Source organism: Aureimonas sp. SK2, from assembly GCF_029813115.1.
Taxonomy (GTDB): domain Bacteria; phylum Pseudomonadota; class Alphaproteobacteria; order Rhizobiales; family Rhizobiaceae; genus Aureimonas.
Genome location: NZ_JAPZDS010000029.1, coordinates 1 through 22,338 on the forward strand (window position 1 = coordinate 1; position 22,338 = coordinate 22,338).

A 22,338-nucleotide genomic window follows, 5' to 3' on the forward strand; every position below is an offset into this window, starting at 1 on the left:
TAGACCGCCAAACTGCATCAGTTGTGAGTCAGACCCAGTTTTGCAGGCCGTTTGACAGTCGGAGTATGCATTCTACGTGTGACGCGAGACTCGTGACGCGTGAGTGCTGGTACCGAACGCACGCGTGGCGAGACTAAGGTCACGCAGGTCTGGCCCTACGACATTTCGACCTCAGTTCCGCGAACTTGTCCGAAGACCCATTCCTCGACAAACGCCTCCTCGTCCGAGCTCGGGCCGGCCGTCGGCAGGCAGTAGTTCGTCGGTCCGATCGCGTCGATCGCCGCCTCCGCGTCATCCCTGCGAATACCTCGTCGAGCAGAACGCAGATTTGGAACCCCCGGCGGCGCTCGAACTCGGCGTCGTCGACGTAGTCGTCCCCAAGCGACGCTTCCTCCGTACAGACAGAAGCCGTCAGTTCTTGCCAGTCGCGGAAGCCCATCATCTGCGCCATCAGTCAATAGCACTGGTCAACTTCACGTCGTATCCGGCAGCTTGAAGGTGCTTCTTCAGCCGCTTGCCTCTCATTGTAGGCCCGGTCATGGTGTCGACGTAGAACTGCATGGCGATGCCCCCGTAGGTCCCCGTTCCCGCGTTGTTGACCCAGGAGTCGAAGCCGCCGAAGGCATCGACCGCCGCTCCGACGACTTGTTCGGCAGCGCCATCGTCTGCCACGTCAACCGCAAGGGTCGCGACCCGCCCGCCTGAGGCCGTCAGTCGGTCCCGAATGTCGGAGAGCGCTTGCTCGTTACGTGCGACCACCACCACCGCCGCGCCCTCGCGGACGGCGCGCTCGGCGATCGCAAGCCCGTTGCCGCTCGTGGCCCCGGTGATGACGATGACCTGATCTCGAAGGGATTTGCGTCTCATGCCGCGTCCTTTTTCGCCGGCCCGGGATCGGGCGACATTCGCGGAACGGGTGCTGCGCAACATCGATCCAGCGAGATGTGTCGCTCCCAGTCGTCGGCCAACCAAATGGCGTGCACGCAAGCGGGACACGGGCGTTCCAAAGGACACGCGCCCGCCCGTGAATGAATTCTGTTGTTCGGTTGCGGCGAACCGATTTCAAGACGGTCTCCGACCGCCGGCCCGGAACCTCGACTTCGCGACCCGGGTTTCGTCCTTCCAATCGGGAGGATGCCCATGACTAAGGGTTTGAAGAATGCCTGGGAAATCGAGGCGGGCAAGATGCGGCGCCGAGATCTGACCAAGGAGGAGACCGCCGCGATCGGCGAGGAGATGCTGAAGGGCATGCTCGTCCCAGACATGGATCAGCGACGCCGCAAGAGCGTGATCCGCACTGCGATCGACAGCGTGCGGCCGGGCCGGAAAGTCCAGGCAGGGAGGTAGCGCAATGAACACCGCAAACCTCCAACTCGAGGGCCTGTATGCCGCTTTGTCAGCTCTGATGACGGCATTGCGCCAGAGCGGCGCGGTGAGCGAGGCCGACCTCGACGCGGCGCTCGCGGACGTCGAGGACACCGTGACGGCCGACCGGAGCCGTGCCGATCTCAGCTCTGCTCATCTCGACGCCATCGCCTTTCCCATCCGATACCTTCGCTTGGCGAACAAGCTAGGGGCCGAAGGATCGTACCCGGGCTTCGCCGAACTGACGGCGCGGGTCGGTCGGGAGAAGCCACAGCAGGCGGAACTCCGGTCCTTGGAGCGCGAGGAGATCGAAGCTTCGGAGGACGCTGATGTCCGGCGTCTTGAGGAGATCGACCGTTCCGCCGGACGTCCGTAGCCGTCCCCCATGGCTCTCGACCTCGTTCCTCTTCTCCACTGGACGACGCGCGCCATCGAGGTGTTCGGCATCCTGGCCATCGTCGTCGGCATCGTCGGCGCGACGATCCGATACCTGCGGGAGCGGAGCAATACCGCTTCCGGCAGCGACCCGTACCGGACCTACCGCTCCAGCATCGGCCGCGCGATCCTTCTCGGGCTCGAACTGCTGGTTGCGGCTGACATCATCAACACCGTCGCCATCGAGCCAAGCTTGGAGAGCCTCGCCGTCCTCGCTGGCATCGTCGCGATCCGGACCTTTCTCAGCTTCTCGCTGGAGGTTGAGATCGACGGGAGGTGGCCGTGGCAGAAGGGTTCGAAGGACCAGGCCGGCCCAAGGAGCGGGTGAGGTCGGCTCGCCGTACGATCACCACGGTTAGGCGTTCGCGGCGACCCAGGCAAACGATGTGGCCGTGGGGATCGAAAACGCGGGACGGGATCCGCAGCCCCGCCGTGAAGGGACGATGAGACGCATTCGATCGATCCCTCGCTCCGTCGCAAATTCGGCTTTCCGTTCCCATGTAGGGTTGCCCTCACCCAACCTCAGGACATTCCATGCCCGAAGGAGTTCCTTTCCGAGCCGCCACGGTGGCCCTGTCCATGCTTGGCGCCCTAGTGACGGCGGGCGGCGATGCCCGCGCCCGGTCCGCCCCTACGCCGGTCCGGATCGTCGCGTTCGGCGACAGCCTCGTCGCCGGCTACGGTCTGCGACCGGGCGAGGCGTTTCCGGCGCAGTTGCAGGCTGCGCTTCGGGCGAAGGGCTACGACGTGACGGTGGCCAATGCAGGCGTCTCGGGCGACACCTCGGCCAGAGCTGTGGCGCGCATGGAACGCGCCGTGCCGACGGGGACCGACCTCACCATCGTCGAATTCGGCGCGAACGACATCTACCGTGGCGTGCCGGCCAGCACCACCGAGCGCAACCTCGACGCCGTCCTCTCGCACGTCGCAAGCAAGTCGAAGGCCGTGATCCTTGCCGGGATGGTCATCCCGCCCGGCTTGGGCAACGAAGCCTCGCGTTCGTTCGCTCCGATCTACAAGCGTCTGGCGGAGCGGCACGCGGCGGCACTCTACCCGTTCTTCCTGAAGGGCGTCGCGGGCAACCGGAACCTGAACCTTGGCGACGGCATCCATCCAAACGCGGCCGGGGTCAAACGCATCGTCGACGGTATACTCCCGACCGTCCTCCGCGAGCTGGGCAAGCTCGAGGAGCGTCGCGCGGCAGCCGATTGACGAGATCGGCGTACAGAATCTTGTCGGCACCTTTCGCGAGTGGATAGGACTGTGCGCCGCGGGGGCCTCTATGGTCCACAGCCGGCCCTCCGGGCTCGGTTCCGGGCAGGGCGTCGACACTCGGAACGGTCTCTTGGTATCCCCTGCCGAACAACGGGAGAGCGAATGGCCGTACGCTTCGAAGATCTGACGCCCGTCCAGTGCCGGGCCATGCTCCGCCTGACGGGGTGGGCGTCGGACGGCGAGGCGATCGGCTGCCTGGAGAGTGAGTTGCCGGCGGCGATCCTCGAGGCCGTCGCGCAACTCGAGCGCCTCGGCCTCGCGCAGGTGGACGTCGGCTGGCGCGGCGCGCGATGGTGGCGCCTGACGCGGCGGGGCGAGCTCGTTCGGGATCGGGGTGAAGCATGACGATAAGCTTAAGGTCGGTGATTTCGGCTACGGTCATGGCAGGATGCGCATGAAAGCCGAGAAGCTGCCGAGGCGGCGCAAGGGTTCGCGACTGTTGGGCGGGCCCATGGATTTCCTCGTCTCCGTCGACACGCGGATCGATGGGGACATCGTGCTTCCGCCGGATCGCTACCGCGGAACGGTCGCCTGGAAGGAGACGGCGACACGGTCCGGTGTCGAGCGATCCAAGAAGCGCTACAAGATCGAATTGCCCGCGGCCGATGTGGTGCGGTGGGGCGGCGAGCCGGTCACGGGTGGCGAGACGTGCCTTATCGACATCAGCGCCGAGGTGGCGTCCGGAGAGATCCAGACCCTCTGACGGTCCACCGACCAGCCCGCTTGGGCGTGCGAGCAACCTCGTATCTCGTCATTCTGATGTCGAGCCGGCTTCCTCAAGCTGGAAGGCGGCCTAGGGGACACTCAGCCCTTGTCCTCGACGGCGTCAACCAGTGCCCCGGTGACGAGCCTCCTCGCACGATCATAGCCCCTCCACGGATCGGGGTCGTCGAGGCGGTCGAGAACGTCCCCAGCGAGAGGCCGTTCGCGGCTTGCAGTTGCGCGAGTTCCGTCCAAGACACAGGCGTCGCCACTGGAGCCCCTGCCCTCGCCCGCGTCGAGTAGGGTGCGACGGCCGTCTGCCCCCGCTCGTTGCGCAGCCAGTCGATGAAGATGCGACCCCGCCGCTTCGCCTTCGACATGGTGGCGACGAACCGGGCCGGGTCGCTCGCAGCGATTCGGACGGCCAGCCCCTTGGCGAAACGTGCGACGTCCTCGAAGCTCGCTTTGGGTAAGAGCGGGGCGACGACGTGGACACCCTTGCCGCCGGTCACCATCGGGTACGAGGTCAGCCCAAGCGCCTCCAGCGCGCCGCGCACGAGGTCCGCCGCCTCGCGCACCGTCTCGAAGCCGACGGACGGATCGGGGTCGAGGTCGAAGACCAGGCGGTCGGGCCGCTCGATGGCATCGTTGCGCGAACCCCAGATGTGGAGCTCCAGCGCCCCCATCTGCACGGCCGCCGCAAGGCCCGAGGGGTCGAGCAGCGTCATGTAGCGCGCCGGCTCGCCGTCGTGCTCGAGGAGGTCGACCGTTCCCATCTCGTCGGGAAAGCCCTCGCCGACATGCTTCTGGAAGAAGCAGGGATGAGCCATGCCAGACGGACAGCGCTTCAGCGTCAGCGGGCGGCTTCCGGCGTGGGCGAGCATCCGCTCGGCGATGCGCTCGTAATAGCGGGCGAGGTCACCTTTCGTGACCCCGCCCTCGCCATAGACGACGCGGTCGGGATGGGAAATGCGCACGCCCGACACGGTGAGCGTCCCGCCTTTCGGCGGAGCCTTCGCCGGGATGCTCTCCTCCTTGCGCTCGTCAACGACGGCTTCGGCTGCCTTGTCCGCCCGAAGGCCCTCGAAGACGCCATGGCGGATCTGCCCATCGACCGTCAGCTCGGCGAAGTCCACCTCGGCGACGAGGTCCGGTCGCACGAAGCGCGCCCCCTTGGCGACGGGCCGCGGCAGGTTGGCGAAGGGCGATGTCGGCGCAGCAAGTTCAGCGAAACGTCCCGCGAGATCGGCGAGGGTCTCCGCGCCGAAGCCGGAACCGACCCGGCCGCGATAGACGATCTGCCCCTTCTCCCGGACGCCGACGAGGATCGACGAGAACGGCCGGCCGGGCTTGGCGGACGGCGACCAACCGCCGATCACGAACTCCTGCCGCCGCGTGCACTTCACCTTCAGCCAGTCGCCGTTGCGGGTTCCGGTGTAGGGCGCATCGGCGCGCTTGGAGACGATCCCCTCTTGGCCGCCTTCGCAAATCCCATGGAAGACGGACGGACCGCTGCCGCGCACGTGCTCGCTGTAGTGGAGCGCCCCCTCCCCGCCCGCCTCGAGCAGAACCTTCAGGAGCGCCTTGCGTTCGACGAGCGGTGCGGCGGTCAGGTCGTTGCCGTCGAGTTCGAGGAGGTCGAAGCAGAAGCACGACAGGGGCGTCCCGGCACCGAGCGCTTTCTGAAGCGTCGAGAAATCGGCCCGTCCGTCCGCGTCGAAGGCGACGACCTCGCCGTCGATCAACGCGCTTTTGCAGGGCAGTGCGAGCACCGCGTCCGTCAGGCTTGCGAAGCGCGTCGTCCAGTCCTGCTCGTTGCGGGTGGAAAAGCGTACCGCGCCGCCGCCCAGCGCGATCTCGACGCGGTAGCCGTCGTACTTCACCTCATGCAGCCAGTCGTCGCCCTCGGGCGCCGCGTCCGTCAGAAGAGCGAGTTGAACTGGGCGGAATGCCGGAAGGCCGGCCTGTCCGCCTTTCGCCTTGCGCCGGCTCGCCTTCGGGCGCGCCGCCGGCACCGCCGCTTCCGCGGCCGGCGACACTGCCGTCCTTGGAGGCATTCGCTTCGCGATCTCGTCGAGGCTGCGTCCCGTCTTGACGCTCCGGTCGAGGGCGAGAAGGTCCTGCCTAGGCGCCGCGTCCTCGTCGCGCTCCTTGATGAGGAGCCAGTTCTCACGGGCGCCTCGGTCCCTGCCCTTCATCCGCACCAGCGCCCAGCGGCCGTCCATCTTCTCGCCGTGGAGCCGCATCTTAAGGTTGCCGCGCTCCAGTCCCTGCGCGGCATCGCCCTCCGGCTCCCACCATCCCCGGTCCCAGAGCATGACTGTGCCGCCGCCGTATTCGCCGGCCGGGATCGTACCCTCGAACGTGCCGTAATCCAGCGGATGGTCCTCGACGCGCACGGCAAGACGCTTGTCGGCCGGGTCGAGGCTCGGGCCGCGCGTCACCGCCCAACTCTTGAGGACGCCCTCCCATTCGATGCGGAAGTCGTAGTGCAGGCGCCGGGCGTCGTGTTTCTGAACCGTGAACGCAAGCCGCGTCCCCTTCTCCTCAGCGGACGGACCATCACCGTCGGGCTCGGTCGTGCGCGTGAAGTCACGCTTCTCGCGGTAGCGCTTCAGCAGCGTGTCGGCGCGGGAGCCCATGGCGGCGTCCCCAGTTCAGGCGCGCTTGCGCTTCGGCGCGGGCTTCGCCTTGCCTGCCGGCTTACGAGCGGGTGCCGTGTTGCCTTCGCCCTTACTGCGCTCCAAGCTCTTCTTCAGGCTCGCCATCAGATCGACGACGTTGGACTTCGCCTTGCCCTTGGGCGCCTCGTCCGGCTCGTCCTCGATCTCGACCTCGCCATGCTTGCGGCGCTTCTCCTCGACCAGTTCCTTCACCGCCGCGAGGTAGTGGTTCTTGAAGGCGCCCGGCTTGAACGGATGGGTCTTGCGTTCGATGAGTTCCTGCGCGACCGCGAGGAGATCGTCGTCGGTCTCGCCCTTGGCGATGTCCTCGAAGAGCTCGTCCGCCTTGCGGATCTCGTCGGCGTAATGAAGCGTCTCGAGAAGCAACCCCGTCCCGTAAGGGCGCAGGGCGGCGAGGTATTCCTTGCCGCGCATCGTCATCTGGCCGAGCCCGGTCTTGCCGCCCTCCTTGAGGGCATCGCGCAGCACGCGGAAGGCATCCTCGGCCAGTTCGTCCTGCGGCACGACGTAATACGGTTTGTCGAAGTAGAGCGGCGGGATTTCCGTCGCCTCGACGAACTGGACAAGCTCCAGCGTCTTCTTCGTCTCCAGCTTAACCGAGTCGAGCTCCTCGTCGGTGAGGATGACGTACTGGTCCTTCTTCACCTCGAAGCCACGCACGATGTCCTCGGGCGAGACCGGTCTATGCCCCTCGACGACCTTGTCGTAGTGGATGCGCTGGCCGCTCTTGCGGTCGATCTGGTGGAAGCTGACCGTGCCGGACGAGGACGTCGCCGGGAAGATCTCGACGGGGATTGAGACGAGGGACAGGCGGATCTGACCCTTCCAGATGGGACGCCGCGCCATACGAGAAACTCCGACAGAAACAGCGCCGAACGAACGCACGCATCAAGTTCGCCGTTCCGCCCAAGCCATGCCCTGAAACGGGTCACGGGAAAGGAGAGGGCGGAGGTTCGATCAGTCGCCTTCTTCCAACCGCTCCTCGACCCTGCGGCGGCTGTTGCCGACGTCCTTGACGGCCTCCTTCACGTCGGCCTTGGAGACGCCTTCCTTGCCGGCCTCGTAGCGGACCTCGTGATCCTGTCCGGCGGCGACCCGGGCGCGGTCCTGGGCGCGACCGCGAGATGTATGCTCGTTCGACATGGTGATCTCCCTCCACCGGTTCGGGCAGGCCGAGTTCACGGCCGTTCGCAAGATGATTTCAGGGCGGGAAACGGCAGGCGGGACGCCGAGTTGCTCCAATTCGAACCAAAGCGCTTCGTTGGCTCAACATCCAGCTCGCCTCGGTTGCACGACGCAAAGCCGACCGACGTCAGATCGCATAAAAGTCGCTTCAGCGCACAGTAACGCCCTTTAGCGGACCTGTGCGGACGGGGGAGCATGGGAGCGTCGGCGACAAGCCGCAGCCGACGCGCCGCCGAAAATGAGGTGTGGGCCCCGGCAGGCGGCTATGCCGACTGGGGAATGATGTTGATCATGTCCTCCTCGGTTGGCTGCTTCGCAGGCTTCAGCTTCAGCGCCTGATCCGGCTCGATGGATCGCTTGCGGGTTCGCGGCTCCAGCATCACCGTCTTGCCCGTGTCCAACGACCGCGCGACCGCCTCGAGGACTTGCATATCGAGGAGCCCTTCCTCGCCGTCGGCTTCCGGGTGGCGATCGTTGAGGATGCAGTCGGAAAAGTATTCCGTTTCGTTGCCGAACTGCTCGACCGGGTCGAAGCGGTGCTCGGTCTCCCCGTCCTCGGTCTTCTCGACATAGGCGATGCCGACCTTGGGCCCGAACATGAAGCAGGGCGAGGCGTGGATGCTGGCGTTCCGACCGACCAGGGTGAAGGATTCGGATGGGGCGGTCGCGTAGCTGACGGTGAACTGCGCCAGCCGCTCACCTGGGAAGCGCAGCGTGACCGCCACCGTGTCGTGGAAGTTGAAGCCGCGGCTCGGCGTCTTCGTGCCGACCGCGTGGACGGAAAGCGGCTCCTCCCCGAAGAGGTTCCGGACCGCGTTCAGCGGATAGGTGCCCATATCCGGCACCGGGCCACCCCAATAGCCGTTGTGGCCGCGTGAGTTCTCCTCGCGCACGTTCTGGGCGAAGGTCGAGGTGAAGTAGCGGAGTTCGCCGAACTCACCCTTCCGGGCTCGTGTGATCATCTCGACCGTACCCGGCTCGTGGTGCAGGCGGTAGGCAATCATCAGCTTGGCGCCGCCCTTGCGCTGCGCAGCGAGGATCGCTTCGGCCTCCTCGACGCTGGAGGCCATCGGCTTCTCGAGCAAAACGTGGATGCCGGCCTCCAGCGCAGGCACCGCGTAGTCGCGGTGGAGGAAGTTCGGCGTCGCGACGTAGACGGCGTCGATCTCGCCCGACGTCAGCAAGTCGCCGTACTGCTCATAGGTCCATGCCTTGATGCCGTAGAGCGCGGCGAGCTTGTCCGCCTTCACCGGGTCGCCCGTCACCAGCGCCGCCAGCTCCGAATTGCTGGTCCGCCCGATGCCGGGCATGAACGCCTGCTGCGAGATCTGCCCCCCGCCGACCACAGCGAAGCGAACCTTTTTCCTGCTTCCGAACATCAAGCCTTCCCGTGTATCGTCGCGATCGTGCCGCGTCCGGTAGGCAAAGCACGGGAGGCTTCGATGTTCCCCTCTGCGGATGCGGAAGAGCGGGGCAAACTTAGGCGGGGCCTTCAATACCCACGCCGGCCATCCGCTTTCGACCCACGCCTGCCTTCCAGCCGCGAGTATTGGCTCCCCGAAAGCGGGCATCGCTCCCGCTTACCCGGCGAACCCGACAGCGGTATCACTAGGATGATACGTTTTCGCCGAACCCTTGCTTGATCGCTTGGCGGCGTAGAGCCCGGCGTCAGCCTGACGCAGCAGACTGTCCCCATCACGCCCCACAGCGCCCGACCAAGCGATGCCGACCGTTCCTGAGACGCGGGCGATTTGGTCGCCATTCGAGGTGACGATCTCAATGTCACGCAGCAGACGATCGACCATCGGGGCGAGTTCGACACGCCCGACTTCGGTCGGGACGATGACTGCGAACTCGTCGCCTCCAAGGCGAGCGGAGAAGCAGCCATCGTGGCAGGGACGGCGAAGACGGTCGGCGACCCGCCGCAGCACGTCGTCGCCCGCGGCATGGCCGAGCGCGTCGTTGACACCTTTGAAGCCGTCGAGATCGATGAGAAGGACCGCGAGTTCCTGCGAGGCAGCATCGGCGTCGCGCAACCTGTCGTGCAGGACGCGGTGGAACTGGGCCCGGTTGGCAAGCTGAGTCAGGGCATCGGTCGACGCCTGCTGGCGCAAACGCTCCTCCAACGCGTGGCGTTCGGTGATGTCCTGGATCACTCCAACCAGCGCGACGGGTCTTCCCTTCGACAGTTCGGTCTCGCAGGAACACCGCACGCGGCGGCGCTGACGCTTGGCCGTCACGAAGTCGACCTCCATCTCGAACGGTTCGCCCGTATCCAGCGTGCGCATGACCCCGTCCAGGAAAGTGGATCGGTCGGGCTCCGGAAAGAAGGTCATGATCTCAGCGTTCGGCACGCCGCCGGATGCAGGCAACTCATGAATGGCGAAGACGCCGTCCGACCACGTCGTCGATCGGGCCTCGATGTCGTAGCGGTAGGATCCCATGTCGGCCATGCGTTCGGCCTGCTCGACCTGACGACGCTCTCGTTCGAGCCGCTCAACCGCCAGGCGTCGCTGCTCGGCAGATTCCGCGGCTCGTCGTGCGACGACACGTGCTTCGACTAGAGCCTCCGCCAGACAGGCGAGGTCCGGCAGAACCGCCATGTCCGAAAGGGTGGGTTCGCTCGGCTTGTCGTCGAGGACGCAGAGAGTCCTGATCGTCACCATCTCCCCGTCGATCTGGCGCACGCGGACGGGCACGCCGGCGTAGAAGCGGATGTTGGGCTCGCCGGTCACAAAGCGGCTGCCTGCGAACCGCGGATCGAGGCTTGCGTCGGCGACCGAGACGGACGCCTCGCTCTCGAAGACGGCGGCGCAGAGGGCTGGCCCGCGCTCCGTCCACGGCGCGAGAGGACCGCAACGTGCCTTGAACCACTGACGCTCGGGGTCGATCAGGGTGACGGAGGACATGCTGGTCGCGAGCATGGTCTGAGCGAGACGCGCCAGCGCGTCGAACTCGCGCTCCGGAGGCGTGTCGAGAAGGGCGATCTCAGCCAAGGCCTTCTGGCGCAATGCTTCGCGCTGGCTGTCCGGGATGCGTGAGCCCCGTCGACCGAGAATTGCAGGCGCGACCCGCGCTCGTTTGAACTCTCGTCTACGGGACAGGCCTTAACATCCCCTGATGTCGACACGGGCCCGCCCGGTCCAACGGGATGGGCTATGCTGGATGGGATTGAGGTCCACATGAAGGTGGCGTCCGGGAGGGTAACCTGCCTCGCCGGATGGCCATCCGCAGCCGACACGCCGCCGCCAGCACCGCGGCCGTCGAAACGAAGTCCGACCGATGATCTCCATCCTCGACATCTCCGCCTTGCTCCTCGTCCTGTCGGCCCTGTTCGGATGGCTGAACCACCGGTTCATCCATCTGCCGCACGCCACCGGCCTCCTTCTCATGGGCCTCTTGTCGTCGCTGGTTCTCGTCGGCATAGAGGCGATGTTCCCGAACGAGCTGCTCTACGACGAGCTCGCGAGGGCGCTGCGGCAGATCGACTTCACGCAGGTCGTCATGGACGGCATGCTGGCCTTCCTCCTGTTCGCCGGGGCCATCAACCTCAACGTCCGGCTCCTGCGCAGCCGCGCTTGGCAGATCGCGTTCCTCGCGCTCGTCGGCACGGTGATCTCGACCGCCATCGTGGGTATCGGCTTCTGGTGGGCGGCAGGCATCGCGGGGCTTTCGATACCCTTGGCTTGGGCGCTCCTGTTCGGCGCGTTGATCAGCCCGACCGATCCCGTCGCCGTCCTCAACGTCCTGAAGAACGTTTCCGTGCCGGACGACGTGCAGATCGAGATGCAGGGAGAGGCCCTGTTCAACGACGGCGTCGGCGTCGTCCTGTTCACCCTCCTCCTCGGCTTCGCGACGGGCATGGGAGCCGAGGACTTCACCGTCGCGTCCGCCTTCGAGCGCCTCGCCGTCGAGGCAGGCGGTGGGATCACGCTTGGCCTCGTTGCCGGATACGTCGCCTACCGCGCCATGCGAGCGATCGACGACTTCGCGGTCGAGGTGCTCATCACGCTGGCGCTTGTCGCAGGCACCTACGCCGTGGCGCAGAAACTGGGCCTGAGCGGCCCGCTGGCCGTGGTCGCCGCGGGGATCGTCATCGGCGACCTCGCCCCCCGGAAGGCGATGAGCAACCGGACACAAGGGTACGTCTCGGCGCTCTGGACGCTGATCGACGAGGTCCTGAACTCGGTGCTGTTCCTTTTGATCGGGCTCGAGGTGATCATCCTGCGCTTCGAGCCGACCGCGATGATCCTCGCCCTCGCCGCCGTTCCTCTCGCGCTCGCCGCCCGGCTCGTCGCGGTCTCGACTCCCGTCCTTCTATTCCGCTGGACGGGATCGCTGTCGGCCCGCAACATCCCGTTTCTCACCTGGGCGGGCGTACGGGGCGGCATCTCCGTAGCGCTGGCCCTGTCGCTGCCGGACGACCCGGCAAAGTCGCCGATCCTAGCCGCGACCTATGCCGTCGTCCTGTTCACCATCGTGGTGCAGGGTCTCAGCCTCGGCATGGTGGCGCGCAGGATCTAGTCGCGTCCGTCCGCGGGCTGAAACCGGGCGAACGTTGGCGGACGTGTCATCGCTCGCCGACCTCGTCAGCCAGTGCCCTCAAGCGCCGCTTGTCTGCCTCGATGGCAAGAGCTGCTTCGGCGCGCTCCAGCGCCTCCCGGGAATGGCGTTGCGCGTTCCCGGCGAACCCGTCCCGTCCGTAGCGCGCCAGGCTGCGGAAGGCCTTCTGGAGACGCACGCCGATCTCGACGGTGGAAGCCCCGTCGCGAGCGATCGGGGTGAACAGGTCGTCGAAGAGGTCGCCGATCAGGATCGGCGGCACGAAAACGTTCGGGTGCGCGACCTCGGCTTCCTTGTCGAGCGGTTCACCCCAGACGGTCAGAAGGCGCACCGCCCGCCCGATAACGTCGATCGCCGTGCCGGGATCGTTGATACCAGGCGACAGGGCACGGCTCGCGATCTCGGTGAGGACCGACGCACCGAAGCGCGGATCCTGGTCGTAGGAGCGGATGTCGCCGATGGTGAAGGCGTCCCGGACGTGCTGCTCGGGTTCGTCAACGTCGAGCCCCTTGACCATGGCGATCGGTGTTGTCGGATCGACGAGGTCGCCGGGAATGCTGCATAGATAGATCCGGCTCGGTCCATGGTCGGCGAGCGCCGCCAGGGCACCGACATCGACGTGCTGCACGTATCCGACCTCGTCGGGGAAAACCGGGCGGGCCGAGCGCGGAATGACGGACGGATCGTGAAGCGGCGAGCCGCCGAGATAGGGATTGCGGCGGCGCTCGCGCATCGCCTCGAGCGCGACGGCTTCGACCCGCTCCGTGGTTTGCGTCACACGTCCGAGGCTCGAGAGGTGATCAATCCAGCGAAGGAGCGTCACGACGATGGCGACGATGACGAGGATCGTCACGGCGAAGAGGACGACGCGGCCGCGATCGCTGTAGAGCCCAGTCGAGAGCGCGATGATGCCGACGAGGCTGAACAGGAACGACCCAATGAAGGTCGACAGGACGTTATGGGTGGTCGTGTCCTCGATCACGAGGCGGGTCGCACGGGGCGTCACGTTGGACGTCGCGGCCGAGTAGGCCGACACCATGGTCGACAGGGAGAAGGTCGTCACCGTCAGCATCGATGAGGCGATGATGCTGAGGATGTTGTCGACCGCGTCCGAGCCGATCTTGGTGGGCAGGTCGCTGGGTATGTACGGGCTCAGGACGATCGCTGCGAGCGCCGTGAGGACACCGGCAAGGGAGAACAGGGTCGCGCGCACCCAGATGCGTCGCGACAGGCGACGGAGCAGCCAGAACCAGCGCGAGGTCATGGGTGCCCCCCGCGGCCATCGGTACCCTCGGTCCCCTCGTAACGCTCGGGTCCGTCGGAGGGGCCGCCATCACGCGGCGGGCTGACCAGGCGGACGGGCTTGGGCGGTTCGCGTCCCGGGCGCCTCGGCCAGCCCTCGCGTTGCTCACCACGGATGCCGTCCGTCTCTTCCGTCTGGTCGTGAAAGAGGACGACCTGCGTCGGGTACGGCATGTCGATGCCGACGCTGTCGAGTGCGCCTTTGATGGCCTCGAGAACGGCGGCCTGAATGTGTACGACGTTGGTGCGCTTCGATTGGGTCCACCAGCGCACGCGCAGGTTCACGGCAGAGCCGGCCAGATCCCAGACGAGCACCTCGGGCGCCGGATCAGCTTCGAGGCCCGGCACCTTCGCGATCGCCTCGAGAATCGCCTTGCGAGCACCTTCGATGTCGTCGCCGTAGCCGATGCCGACGTCGTACTGGGAGCGCCGCGTCGGGCGCGCCGTGTTGACGGTGACGGCGTTGGAATAGACGTTGGCGTTCGGGATAATGGCGCGCCGTCCGTCATACATGGCGATGATGGTCGCCCGCGTCTCGATCCACTCCACGGTGCCTTCGTAGCCGTTGACCACGATCTGGTCGCCGACCCCGAACGGGCGCTGGATCAGGATGAGCAGTCCCGCCAGCCAGTTCTGGAGGATGTCCTTGAAGGCGAAGCCGATCGCGACCGATCCAATGCCGAGCCCGGCGATGAGGTCACCGGGGTTCAGGGATGGGATGACGATCGTCAGCGCCAGCAGGCCTCCGAAGAGGATGATGATCCACTTCACGAACGAGCCGATCACCGCGCCGAGGTTCGAGCGCTCGTGCTTGTCCGCCCAGCGCCGGAACGCGCGCTCGACAAGCCAGGCGACCCCGAACACCACCGCGAACAGGACCAGCGCCACGACAATGTTGGGCAGGAGGCGCTGGAAGCCGACGACCCAGGTCTCGATCTTGGAAAGGACGAAGGCCGGGTCGACACGCACCGCCTGGTCCACGGTCTGGGGCGCGTTCGCAGCTAACGCGTCGACGGCTGCGGGGTCGGCGGCGGCTGGCGCGGTGCTCTGCGCGAAGGCTGGCGACATGCGAGGAGGCTTTCGTCTGGCGTCGAGTGCATGGCCCCGACGGAAGGTCCGTGCACGATTAGGTGGGGCAGCGTCCCGGAACGGCACCCCTTGGCAATGGGCAAGTGCCGCGCCTTCCCCCGCCGGTCGCAGGCCCTACCTGCGGAACACGACCCAAGCCGCAGGCCCTCCCGATGACCTACACCCGCTTCGCAGCAATGATCGCGACCTCTACCGTCGTGATGTTCGGGTTGATGTACCTGAACACCTTCGCGCTGGACCACGTGTTCTTCAGCCAGACGCGCACCTGGATGGCGGTGGTGATGGGCGCGACCATGGCCGTCATCATGATCGGCTTCATGTGGGGGATGTACCCCAAGCGCGGCGCCAACGTCGGCATCGTCGTGGCCGGCGTCCTCGTCTTCGCCGGGGCGCTCTGGCTCGTGCGCAGCCAGGAGACCGTGTCGGACGTGTCCTACATGAAGGCGATGATCCCGCACCATTCGATCGCCATCATGACCAGCGAACGGGCTCACATCCGCGACCCGCGGGTGCGCGAGCTCGCCGACGGCATCATCGCCGCCCAGGTCCGCGAGATCGGGGAGATGGAGCGCCTGATTAACGACCTCGAGGCCAACCCGCCCGCCGACGGGGCGCCGGACATTGCGCCGAACATGTCGGAGGCCGAAGCTGCGGGCGGCAACTGAGCGGCGAGACGGATCGGCAAACTCCCTTGCGCCCTGCGGTTCGCCGCATCCGGCATCTGGCGCGTCTCATGCTGTTGGGATCCGCAACAGCCCTTCTATCGCTGCCGATGTCGTTGTCAGAGCATCGCGATGCGCGCACCGAGGCCGTGAAGCAGCTTGCGGCAGTTGAGTTGTAAACATCCGCTGCCGGTCCATGGCGGTGCCATCACCACCGCGTTCGACTCCATTGAACGGTTCGATAGCTCGATTACCGAGCTTATGAAGCGGACATCAGACAACTTGGCGTGGGACGGAATAGACGTAGACGACGGCGGCCCATAAAATTCCCGATCGGAGGCGGAAGCCGTGTCTTCCGGAACCAAACCCGTGGCTGGAAGGCATCGTTTAGCTTAAGGACGAAGAACCGCCCCGAGACCTCGTAGTTGTCAAGCGAGGATCTCGAGCTTCACGCGCCCGACCCCGTCGATCCCGATCTTGCTGGCCGCGGCACGGGACAGATCGATCACCCTGCCGCCGTGATAGGGACCCCGATCATTGATGCGCACGATGACGGACTTGCCGCTATCCCGGCAGGTTACGCGAACCTTGGTGCCAAACGGCAGGCTCTTGTGGGCAGCCGTCAGGGCGTTCTGGTTGAAACGTTCGCCGTTCGCCGTCTTCCGGCCATGGAACCGCGGCCCGTACCAGGAGGCCGGGCCCGAGGTGGTTCGGACGACGACCGGATCCGCATGAGCCGACGAGACCGGGCTGCCCCCGAACGTCATGAGCGTCAGGGCAATGGCGGTTGTCGGCAGAAACTTCATGCGTGGAGGCCTCGATCGTTGAAGGAGGCCATCAACTCGCCGCTGGACATGGTCAGAATGGGAGCATGGGAAGGCGATACCTGGGTCTTTTCAGGATCGGGGAACCAAAGTGTGGTTCGCTTAACGCGGACTCCGCCGAACCCGTCATCGCAGCACCGAGTGTTCAGACGCCTACGTTTCCAACAGGGAACATGATTGGCCCCGACCTGTTGGCCAGAGGTAGTCAGAAGGGAGGCACACGATGCACACGTTGATCGCTACACTGCTGCTCACCGCGGCCACCGGCGGCGTCGCCTACGCGCAGACGACCCCGGCTCCGGCGACGACCGAGACGCGGGCAACGACGACCGCCCCGACCACGGAAGCCCGCCCGTCCTCCGACATGTCCGCGTCCGGCGGCATGATGCAGAGCCAGGGCGGCTTCTACACGTACCAAGAGGGCAACCAGATGCTCGGCTCGGGTCTCATGGGCGCTCGCGTCATGGGAGCGAACGACGCGGACATCGGCGAGGTCGACGATCTCCTCCTTGACCGCAATGGTCAGGTCATGGCGGTCGTGGTCGGCGTCGGCGGCTTCCTGGGGATCGGCGAGAAGGACGTCGCGATCGCCAACGACCAGCTCGAGTTCGTGCTTGCGCAGGACGCGGCAGCCAACAACGGCGCGGCCGCGACCGACACCACCGCAACCCCCGGTGCTGCGACGACGTCGCCAGCGACCGGCGCGACGCCAGCAACCGGCACCGCGATGGCCCCCGCGGCGGGAACCACTGCGGCCGGCACGGCAGCCGGAACCGCCACGTCGCCGGGCATGATGACGACGCCCGCTAACGGCCGGGCGAACGGCATGATGGGCTATGGCTGGGGCTGGAACGGAGCCGGCATCGACCACATCCGGGTGAACTTCACTCGCGAGCAACTCGAAGGCGCCCCGGAGTTCGAGTACGTACGCTGACGCTGGACGCCGGCGGGAGGGCCAGCCCCTCCCGCTGGAGCCCTCAGGGACGCCATCGTGACCGAACTCGACGTCTTCCTGCGCCTGGGACTGGCGACCGTTGCGGGCCTGGTGCTCGGCCTCGACCGCGAACTGCGCGGGATCTCTGCCGGAATTCGCACCCATGGACTCGTCGGGCTGAGTTCCGCCGTGATCACCGTGTCGGCGCTCCAGCTCTACGAGATCTTAAGCCTTGGAGGCGTTCATGATGTGGATCCCCTCCGCGTCATCCAAGGACTCGCGCAGGCCGTCGGCTTCGTTGCCGCGGGAGCGATCTTCGTGTCCCGTGGCGACGTCCACAACCTGACCTCGGCCGCTAATATCTGGCTTGCGGCGGCCCTCGGTATCGCCTCCGGGGCCGGCCAGTTCTGGCTCGTCGGCATCGGCGCTTTGTACGGCATCGTCATCCTGACGGTCGTGCGTCTGGCGGAGCGACGGATACCCGGCAGCGACAAGGCCGAGCGCGACTGACCAGTATCCGAACGTATCAAGGAGGCCGGCGATGGACTGGCAGAACATGTTCTTCCAGAACTGGCAAGGCATCGTGCGAACGCTCGTCGTCGGGGTGCTCGCCTACGTCGTCCTCGTCCTGTTCCTCCGGATCTCCGGCAAGCGCACGCTCGCCAAGCTCAACGCGTTCGACCTCGTCGTGACGGTCGCCCTCGGCTCGACGCTGTCCTCCATCCTCCTTCAGGAGTCGATCGCACTGACGGAGGGCGCCGTCGCTCTGGCGGTCCTCATCGGCCTCCAGTATCTCGTCGCCTGGACGTCCGTGCGTTGGCGGGGGTTCGCGAAGGCTGTGCGATCCGAACCAACGCTCCTAGCCCGCTACGGGCGCTTCAACGATGGTGCCCTGCGCAAGGAGCGGATCACGCCGGACGAAGCGATGAGCGCCGTCCGGTCGAATGGCGGACGGGATATTGTTGACGTCGATACGATGATCCTCGAGAGCGACGGAACCATCAGCGTCGTATTGAAGACGGACTGACGGTCAGCTCGACCGCTCTGAAGTCCGGTCTCGCCCGTCGCTCGTATGCTTTGGAGCGCTTACCTTCGAACGTTCGGCCTCGGCTTCGATGATGGCCCGGAGGGCGACCGCGAGCTCCGCAACTGCTTTCCGAAGACCGCGGCTACGAGCGCCTCAGCCCTAGTCAGTTCTGGATCTGCGCCGCGATCTCGTTGAGCGCTTTGATAATACCTCGCGGCGGATAGGGCTTGGCGAAGAACAGCCCGTTCTCCGGCATGTCCGTCGCCTCGACCTTCAGACGTCCGGACGTGACGATGATCGCGACCGGCGGCCAGCGATCGCGGACGGCTCGGGCAAGCTTCAGCCCGTCCATCGTGCCCGGCATCTCGACGTCGGTGAAGAGGACGCGGATGTCGGGATGGCGCTCCAGAAGGCGGATGGCCTGATCGGCGTTGCGCGCCTCGTAGGCCGTGAATCCCGCCTCTTCACACAGGTCCACGGCCTCGGCACGCACGAGCGCGTCGTCTTCCACGATCAGGACGGCGTAACGGGCGGGATCGAAGGACTGGGCCATGGTGTCTGGTTCAAGCGTTCGAGATGGCCACGGGCTGCTCCAGCGCCCCCGCCAGGGTGAAACGGATACCGGCAGGGTCGAAGTCGATGTGTCCCTCGCCGTCGAAGTAGCTGGCAACGATCCGCTCGATCAGCTTGGAGCCGAACCCGCGACGTTCCGGCGGGATAACCGGCGGACCGCCGCTTTCGATCCATCGGAACTCGAACGTACCATTCGCGGCCTCCCAGATCATGACGACGCGACCCGTCTCGTTCGACAGCGCCCCATACTTCGCCGCGTTCGTCGCGAGTTCGTGGATGGCGAGGCTGAGACCGAGCGCCCGCTGCGCCGACAGCTCGGCATGGGGCCCGGCCATCGCGATCCGGTCGCCGGCCAGGCGATGCGGAGCGATCGCCGCGTCGACGACCTCGTGGACGTCGGCTTCGGTGAAGTTCGAGCGTGTCAGGATGTCCTGCGCCCGGGCGAGCGCCGCAAGGCGGCTCGAGATCGCCTCCCGCGCCTCATCCATCGTATGGGCCTGCCGAAGTGTCTGCGTCGCGATCGCCTGCACCATGGCGAGCGAGTTCTTCATGCGGTGCGCCATCTCCTGGGTCAGGACACGCTGCGCGTCTTCCATCCTCTGGCGGGTCAGGGCCACACGAACCCGGTCTCCGACCTGCTCGACGAACTGACGCTCTCCGTCCGTCCATCGGCGAAGGTCCCGCGAGTGCGCGAAGACCACCGCGTACAGGCGACCATCGAAGCTGATGGGAAGGTCTAGGAACGAGCGGGTCTGGATCGCCTCAAAGCCTACCTCCCGACTGCTTGTGCGCGGATCCGAGCCGACATCATCGACGGCGACAAGCTCCCCGCGTCTGAGGTCGGCGATGTAGGAACCGTAGGACGAGAAGGCATGCCGACCGACGACGCTGGGCATCCCGGGCTCGGCCCATTCGGAGTGAACGTCGATCGTATCCTCGCGCAGGTTCACGATGCCCGAGCCGACACGGTCGACCTCGAGACCGTCGGCCAGGCAGCGCGCGGTCGCCGTGATGATTGTCTCCAGGTCCGACCGCCCACGCAGCTCGTCCGCCAGCGTCAGGAGCGTTGCCTGCCTTCGATCGCGCTTGATGCGCTCCGTGACCTCGATGAAGAACACCGTGAAGCGATCGCCGCCGATCGGCTGCGCGACGCCGTCGTACCAGCGGTCGATCGTGCCGACCCGGCGGGTAAAGCGCGCTGCCTTGCCCGTTTCGACCACACCTGCGAACTCGTCGACCCAGGCGTCCTCAACGCCGGGCATGAGTTCGCGAACGGTGCGTCCCATCGCCGTTCCCCGCGGCACGCCGACAAGGTCATGCCAGGCATCGTTCACCGCTTCGTAGCGCCAGTCAATGATGCGGCCCGCCGTATCCCGGATCACCTCGCCCAGGATGAACCCCTCGTGCAGCGTCTCGAAGACGTTGCGCCACTTCGCTTCGCTGCGGGCCAGCGCCCCTTCCGCCTCGCGGCGCGCCGTGGTGTCGGCGATCAGCATCGCGACGCGGCCGCCACCGACGGGAAAGAGATGCGCGTCGTACCAGCGTCCAAGCGGCCTCGCCTCGCCCTCGAAACGGATGGCTTCGCCGGTCTTGGCGACGTGCCCGTAGGCGTCGTGCCAGTGCTGCTCGATGCCGGGGGCGACCTCGCTGGCATAGCGTCCGACAGCATCCGACAAGCCGGTGTGGCGCTCGAAGGCAGGATTGGCCTCGATCACGCGGTGGTCGACCGGATGCCCCGCTTCGTCGAACTTCACCTCGCTGATGCAGAACCCGGCGTCGATGTTCTCGAACAGGGCCCGAAACCGTGCTTCGCTGGTGGCGAGCGCCGCCACCATCCGGTCGCGCTCGAGACCGGCGGCCCGCCGATCCTCGATGTCGATGAGAACGCCGGGGAAGCTGATCGGCGTGCCGTCCGGCGCATGGTCGACGCGCCCGTTGGCCTCCAGCCAGTAGTAGTTCCCGTCGAGGCGTCGCACGCGGTACTGATGCGCATAGGCGCCACCGCGGGCAACCGCCTCGTTGATCGCGTCGGCGAGGCCCGCCTGGTCGTCCGGGTGCACGGTCTCGACGATCTGCGCGAGCGGGATGCCCTCGCGGCCCAAGGTCGGGTCGAGCCCGAAAGCTTTGGCGAAGGGTTCGTCGACGGTGAAGCGATCGGCCACGATGTCCCAGAACCAGGTGCCGATGATGGCACCGGCTCCCAAGGCAAGCTGGACGCGCTGGATGTTCTCCTGCGCGACGGCCTCGCTGAGGCGCAACTTCTCAGTCGCCGCGGCACGCTCAAGCTCGGCGAGGATGCGCGGCGTCGCGTCGGCCGCGACGTTCAGGAGCCCGGCGACCGTCCCGGCCTCGTCACGGACAGGCGAGTAGGAAAAGTCCCACCACGTGTCCTCGGCGTAGCCGTTGCGCGTCATGACGAGTGGCATGGCCCGGAAGGACGTCGTCTCGCCGCCGAAGACACGGCTGACCAGCGGGCCGATGTCGTCCCAGATCTCCGGCCACACGTCAGCGAACGGTTTGCCGAGCGCTGACGGATGCCGGGCTCCGAGGAACGGCGCGTAGGCATCGTTGTAGAGGAACGTGCGCTCTGGCCCCCAGGCGAGACACATCGCGTGCCCGGAGCCCATCATGATGTCGACGGTCGTGCGAAGGCTTTGTGGCCAGCCGGCCCGTCCGCCGAGCGGCGTCGCGGACCAGTCGAGACCGGCCAACCGCTCCATCATCGTCGCACTTTGGGCTGGATGATCCATGACCTCAGGTTCGAGGGGCTGTGGCATGCCTTCGCTCGCTTCCGATCCGGCTCGACCGCCGAGCGAAACCATCCTGCGCTAGCCCTAAAATGTTCCTGCCTCAACTGAAACGTTCGGTGCGTCCGCTTCCTTAGGGAGGGACTCGTTACGCATTGATCCAGATGCGGACGGCTTCGAGTTTGATGGCGGCGAGGAAGTTGTCAGGCCTTCGGTCGTAGCGCGTTGCGATACCGCGCATCTGCTTGATGCGGTTGAAGAAGCACTCGACGAGGTTGCGTTGGCGATAGACCCATCGGCTGAAGGCGAAGGTAGCCTTTCGCGTCGAGCGCGGCGGGATGTTGGCCCAGGCGCCTCGAGTAGCCACGAAGCTGCAGATGCCGTCCGTGTCGTAGGCCTTGTCGGCGATCACGGTCGCACCGGGCGCGACGGTATCGAGCAGCTTGGCTGCCAGGGGTGCGTCGCCTGCCTGACCGGCGGTGAGTTCCAGACGCACGGGTCTGCCCTCGGCATCGACCAAAGCATGGATCTTGGTCGTCAGGCCGCCTCTTGAACGTCCCATGCAAGGATCGGCAGGCCCCCCTTTTTGCTCGCCGCCCCGTGCTGATGGACGCGGACGCAGGAGCTGTCGATCATCACGATGTCGCCGTCATAGGCCCGGCTCACGGCCTCCAGCAGTCGATCCCAGACACTGGCAGCCCGCCAGCGTGTGAAGCGGTTGTAGAGCGCGGTGCGTGGGCCGTAGCGTTCGGGCACGTCCCGCCAGGACGAGCCGGTCCGGAACCGCCAGAGGATGCCGTTGATCACCCGGCGATCGTCCACGCGAGGCACCCCGCGGCTGTTCCTCGGCAACAGCGGCTCGATCACCGACCATTCGTGATCCGTCAGTTCATGGCGACGCATGCCAACCTCCTTCGCAGGAGAAGGAAACACATCAGCCCAAAACCGTGAACTCCGTTATGGGACACCGT

Annotated in this window: 22 protein-coding genes and 1 pseudogene; 11 read left to right on the top strand and 12 right to left on the bottom strand. The window is 66.2% G+C overall.

The genetic code is table 11. The features are described from left to right. Positions 1-450: 450 nt before the first annotated feature. Positions 451-867 (bottom strand): SDR family NAD(P)-dependent oxidoreductase, encoded by a 417-nt coding sequence (locus O5O54_RS21155; RefSeq protein ID WP_279483845.1) that lies wholly within the window; start codon positions 865-867, stop codon positions 451-453. A gap of 273 nt (positions 868-1,140) precedes the next feature. On the opposite strand from O5O54_RS21155, the gene O5O54_RS21160 reads away from it, so the two are divergent. The 6 genes from O5O54_RS21160 to O5O54_RS21185 all read left to right on the top strand — a co-directional run bounded on the left by O5O54_RS21160 (position 1,141) and on the right by O5O54_RS21185 (position 3,778). Further along, a complete protein-coding gene (locus O5O54_RS21160) occupies positions 1,141-1,347 on the top strand; it encodes a hypothetical protein (RefSeq protein ID WP_279483846.1) in 207 nt (68 codons plus the stop codon). A gap of 4 nt (positions 1,348-1,351) precedes the next feature. Then, a complete protein-coding gene (locus O5O54_RS21165) occupies positions 1,352-1,741 on the top strand; it encodes a hypothetical protein (protein WP_279483847.1) in 390 nt (129 codons plus the stop codon). Positions 1,742-1,750: 9 nt separating this feature from the next. Further along, positions 1,751-2,128: a DUF1622 domain-containing protein gene (locus O5O54_RS21170; protein WP_279483848.1), complete on the top strand. Its 378-nt coding sequence runs from the start codon at positions 1,751-1,753 to the stop codon at positions 2,126-2,128. 206 nt (positions 2,129-2,334) lie between these two features. Further along, positions 2,335-3,012 carry an arylesterase gene (locus O5O54_RS21175; RefSeq protein WP_279483849.1) on the top strand — a complete coding sequence of 226 codons (678 nt, stop codon included), beginning with the start codon at positions 2,335-2,337 and terminating at the stop codon, positions 3,010-3,012. Positions 3,013-3,177: 165 nt separating this feature from the next. Then, a complete protein-coding gene (locus tag O5O54_RS21180) occupies positions 3,178-3,420 on the top strand; it encodes a hypothetical protein (RefSeq protein WP_279483850.1) in 243 nt (80 codons plus the stop codon). A gap of 49 nt (positions 3,421-3,469) precedes the next feature. After that, positions 3,470-3,778 (top strand): hypothetical protein, encoded by a 309-nt coding sequence (locus tag O5O54_RS21185; protein ID WP_279483851.1) that lies wholly within the window; start codon positions 3,470-3,472, stop codon positions 3,776-3,778. 101 nt (positions 3,779-3,879) lie between these two features. Here O5O54_RS21185 and ligD read toward each other — a convergent pair. The 5 genes and pseudogenes from ligD to O5O54_RS21210 all read right to left on the bottom strand — a co-directional run bounded on the left by ligD (position 3,880) and on the right by O5O54_RS21210 (position 10,681). After that, positions 3,880-6,419 (bottom strand): annotated as a pseudogene (gene ligD, locus O5O54_RS21190) (DNA ligase D). Between the two features lie 15 nt (positions 6,420-6,434). Continuing rightward, positions 6,435-7,307, bottom strand: a complete 873-nt coding sequence (locus tag O5O54_RS21195; RefSeq protein ID WP_279483852.1) for a Ku protein — start codon at positions 7,305-7,307, stop codon at positions 6,435-6,437. A 111-nt stretch (positions 7,308-7,418) separates the two neighbouring features. Further along, complete coding sequence (locus O5O54_RS21200; RefSeq protein ID WP_279483853.1) at positions 7,419-7,604, bottom strand: DUF3606 domain-containing protein; 186 nt, start codon at positions 7,602-7,604, stop codon at positions 7,419-7,421. Positions 7,605-7,909: 305 nt separating this feature from the next. After that, positions 7,910-9,025: a Gfo/Idh/MocA family oxidoreductase gene (locus tag O5O54_RS21205; RefSeq protein WP_279483854.1), complete on the bottom strand. Its 1,116-nt coding sequence runs from the start codon at positions 9,023-9,025 to the stop codon at positions 7,910-7,912. Positions 9,026-9,226: 201 nt separating this feature from the next. Beyond that, positions 9,227-10,681 carry a diguanylate cyclase domain-containing protein gene (locus O5O54_RS21210; protein ID WP_279483866.1) on the bottom strand — a complete coding sequence of 485 codons (1,455 nt, stop codon included), beginning with the start codon at positions 10,679-10,681 and terminating at the stop codon, positions 9,227-9,229. A 247-nt stretch (positions 10,682-10,928) separates the two neighbouring features. On the opposite strand from O5O54_RS21210, the gene O5O54_RS21215 reads away from it, so the two are divergent. Next, complete coding sequence (locus O5O54_RS21215) at positions 10,929-12,170, top strand: sodium:proton antiporter (protein WP_279483855.1); 1,242 nt, start codon at positions 10,929-10,931, stop codon at positions 12,168-12,170. Positions 12,171-12,216: 46 nt separating this feature from the next. Here the strand turns inward: O5O54_RS21215 and O5O54_RS21220 are convergent, their stop codons facing one another. Together O5O54_RS21220 and O5O54_RS21225 are read right to left on the bottom strand one after the other, a co-directional pair. Then, positions 12,217-13,473 (bottom strand): DUF2254 domain-containing protein, encoded by a 1,257-nt coding sequence (locus O5O54_RS21220; RefSeq protein ID WP_279483856.1) that lies wholly within the window; start codon positions 13,471-13,473, stop codon positions 12,217-12,219. After that, entirely contained in the window at positions 13,470-14,579 is a 1,110-nt protein-coding gene (locus tag O5O54_RS21225) for a mechanosensitive ion channel family protein (RefSeq protein ID WP_279483857.1), read from the bottom strand. The genes O5O54_RS21220 and O5O54_RS21225 overlap by 4 nt, the downstream gene beginning before the upstream one ends. Before the next feature lie 173 nt (positions 14,580-14,752). Between O5O54_RS21225 and O5O54_RS21230 the strand changes: the two genes are divergently transcribed. Then, positions 14,753-15,265: a DUF305 domain-containing protein gene (locus tag O5O54_RS21230; protein WP_279483858.1), complete on the top strand. Its 513-nt coding sequence runs from the start codon at positions 14,753-14,755 to the stop codon at positions 15,263-15,265. A gap of 425 nt (positions 15,266-15,690) precedes the next feature. Here the strand turns inward: O5O54_RS21230 and O5O54_RS21235 are convergent, their stop codons facing one another. Next, a complete protein-coding gene (locus O5O54_RS21235) occupies positions 15,691-16,068 on the bottom strand; it encodes a septal ring lytic transglycosylase RlpA family protein (RefSeq protein ID WP_279483859.1) in 378 nt (125 codons plus the stop codon). A 241-nt stretch (positions 16,069-16,309) separates the two neighbouring features. On the opposite strand from O5O54_RS21235, the gene O5O54_RS21240 reads away from it, so the two are divergent. The 3 genes from O5O54_RS21240 to O5O54_RS21250 are packed head-to-tail and all read left to right on the top strand — an operon-like array spanning position 16,310 to position 18,047. Next, positions 16,310-17,020 carry a PRC-barrel domain-containing protein gene (locus tag O5O54_RS21240; RefSeq protein WP_279483860.1) on the top strand — a complete coding sequence of 237 codons (711 nt, stop codon included), beginning with the start codon at positions 16,310-16,312 and terminating at the stop codon, positions 17,018-17,020. A 57-nt stretch (positions 17,021-17,077) separates the two neighbouring features. Next, a complete protein-coding gene (locus O5O54_RS21245) occupies positions 17,078-17,530 on the top strand; it encodes an MgtC/SapB family protein (RefSeq protein WP_279483861.1) in 453 nt (150 codons plus the stop codon). A 31-nt stretch (positions 17,531-17,561) separates the two neighbouring features. Beyond that, positions 17,562-18,047 carry a DUF421 domain-containing protein gene (locus O5O54_RS21250; protein ID WP_279483862.1) on the top strand — a complete coding sequence of 162 codons (486 nt, stop codon included), beginning with the start codon at positions 17,562-17,564 and terminating at the stop codon, positions 18,045-18,047. Between the two features lie 163 nt (positions 18,048-18,210). Here the strand turns inward: O5O54_RS21250 and O5O54_RS21255 are convergent, their stop codons facing one another. From O5O54_RS21255 to O5O54_RS21265, 3 genes are all read right to left on the bottom strand, one after another. Continuing rightward, the gene (locus O5O54_RS21255; RefSeq protein WP_279483863.1) at positions 18,211-18,600 is read right to left on the bottom strand and encodes a response regulator; all 390 of its coding nucleotides are present in this window, start codon (positions 18,598-18,600) and stop codon (positions 18,211-18,213) included. A gap of 10 nt (positions 18,601-18,610) precedes the next feature. After that, entirely contained in the window at positions 18,611-21,397 is a 2,787-nt protein-coding gene (locus O5O54_RS21260; RefSeq protein ID WP_279483864.1) for a PAS domain-containing protein, read from the bottom strand. A gap of 118 nt (positions 21,398-21,515) precedes the next feature. Continuing rightward, positions 21,516-22,270 (bottom strand): IS5 family transposase gene (locus tag O5O54_RS21265; RefSeq protein WP_279483865.1). Its coding sequence is split into 2 segments (ribosomal slippage): positions 21,516-21,947 and positions 21,950-22,270, totalling 753 coding nucleotides; the frame shifts between segments, so codons are not numbered across the junction. Positions 22,271-22,338 lie beyond the last annotated feature (68 nt).

Excerpts from the sequence above, each read along its gene's own strand:
- O5O54_RS21155 (WP_279483845.1), bottom strand. The coding sequence starts at position 867 with ATGAGACGCAAATCCCTTCGAGATCAGGTCATCGTCATCACCGGGGCC.
- O5O54_RS21160 (WP_279483846.1), top strand. The coding sequence starts at position 1,141 with ATGACTAAGGGTTTGAAGAATGCCTGGGAAATCGAGGCGGGCAAGATG.
- O5O54_RS21165 (WP_279483847.1), top strand. The coding sequence starts at position 1,352 with ATGAACACCGCAAACCTCCAACTCGAGGGCCTGTATGCCGCTTTGTCA.
- O5O54_RS21170 (WP_279483848.1), top strand. The coding sequence starts at position 1,751 with ATGGCTCTCGACCTCGTTCCTCTTCTCCACTGGACGACGCGCGCCATC.
- O5O54_RS21175 (WP_279483849.1), top strand. The coding sequence starts at position 2,335 with ATGCCCGAAGGAGTTCCTTTCCGAGCCGCCACGGTGGCCCTGTCCATG.
- O5O54_RS21180 (WP_279483850.1), top strand. The coding sequence starts at position 3,178 with ATGGCCGTACGCTTCGAAGATCTGACGCCCGTCCAGTGCCGGGCCATG.
- O5O54_RS21185 (WP_279483851.1), top strand. The coding sequence starts at position 3,470 with ATGAAAGCCGAGAAGCTGCCGAGGCGGCGCAAGGGTTCGCGACTGTTG.
- O5O54_RS21195 (WP_279483852.1), bottom strand. The coding sequence starts at position 7,307 with ATGGCGCGGCGTCCCATCTGGAAGGGTCAGATCCGCCTGTCCCTCGTC.
- O5O54_RS21200 (WP_279483853.1), bottom strand. The coding sequence starts at position 7,604 with ATGTCGAACGAGCATACATCTCGCGGTCGCGCCCAGGACCGCGCCCGG.
- O5O54_RS21205 (WP_279483854.1), bottom strand. The coding sequence starts at position 9,025 with ATGTTCGGAAGCAGGAAAAAGGTTCGCTTCGCTGTGGTCGGCGGGGGG.
- O5O54_RS21215 (WP_279483855.1), top strand. The coding sequence starts at position 10,929 with ATGATCTCCATCCTCGACATCTCCGCCTTGCTCCTCGTCCTGTCGGCC.
- O5O54_RS21220 (WP_279483856.1), bottom strand. The coding sequence starts at position 13,473 with ATGACCTCGCGCTGGTTCTGGCTGCTCCGTCGCCTGTCGCGACGCATC.
- O5O54_RS21225 (WP_279483857.1), bottom strand. The coding sequence starts at position 14,579 with ATGTCGCCAGCCTTCGCGCAGAGCACCGCGCCAGCCGCCGCCGACCCC.
- O5O54_RS21230 (WP_279483858.1), top strand. The coding sequence starts at position 14,753 with ATGACCTACACCCGCTTCGCAGCAATGATCGCGACCTCTACCGTCGTG.
- O5O54_RS21235 (WP_279483859.1), bottom strand. The coding sequence starts at position 16,068 with ATGAAGTTTCTGCCGACAACCGCCATTGCCCTGACGCTCATGACGTTC.
- O5O54_RS21240 (WP_279483860.1), top strand. The coding sequence starts at position 16,310 with ATGCACACGTTGATCGCTACACTGCTGCTCACCGCGGCCACCGGCGGC.
- O5O54_RS21250 (WP_279483862.1), top strand. The coding sequence starts at position 17,562 with ATGGACTGGCAGAACATGTTCTTCCAGAACTGGCAAGGCATCGTGCGA.
- O5O54_RS21255 (WP_279483863.1), bottom strand. The coding sequence starts at position 18,600 with ATGGCCCAGTCCTTCGATCCCGCCCGTTACGCCGTCCTGATCGTGGAA.
- O5O54_RS21260 (WP_279483864.1), bottom strand. The coding sequence starts at position 21,397 with ATGCCACAGCCCCTCGAACCTGAGGTCATGGATCATCCAGCCCAAAGT.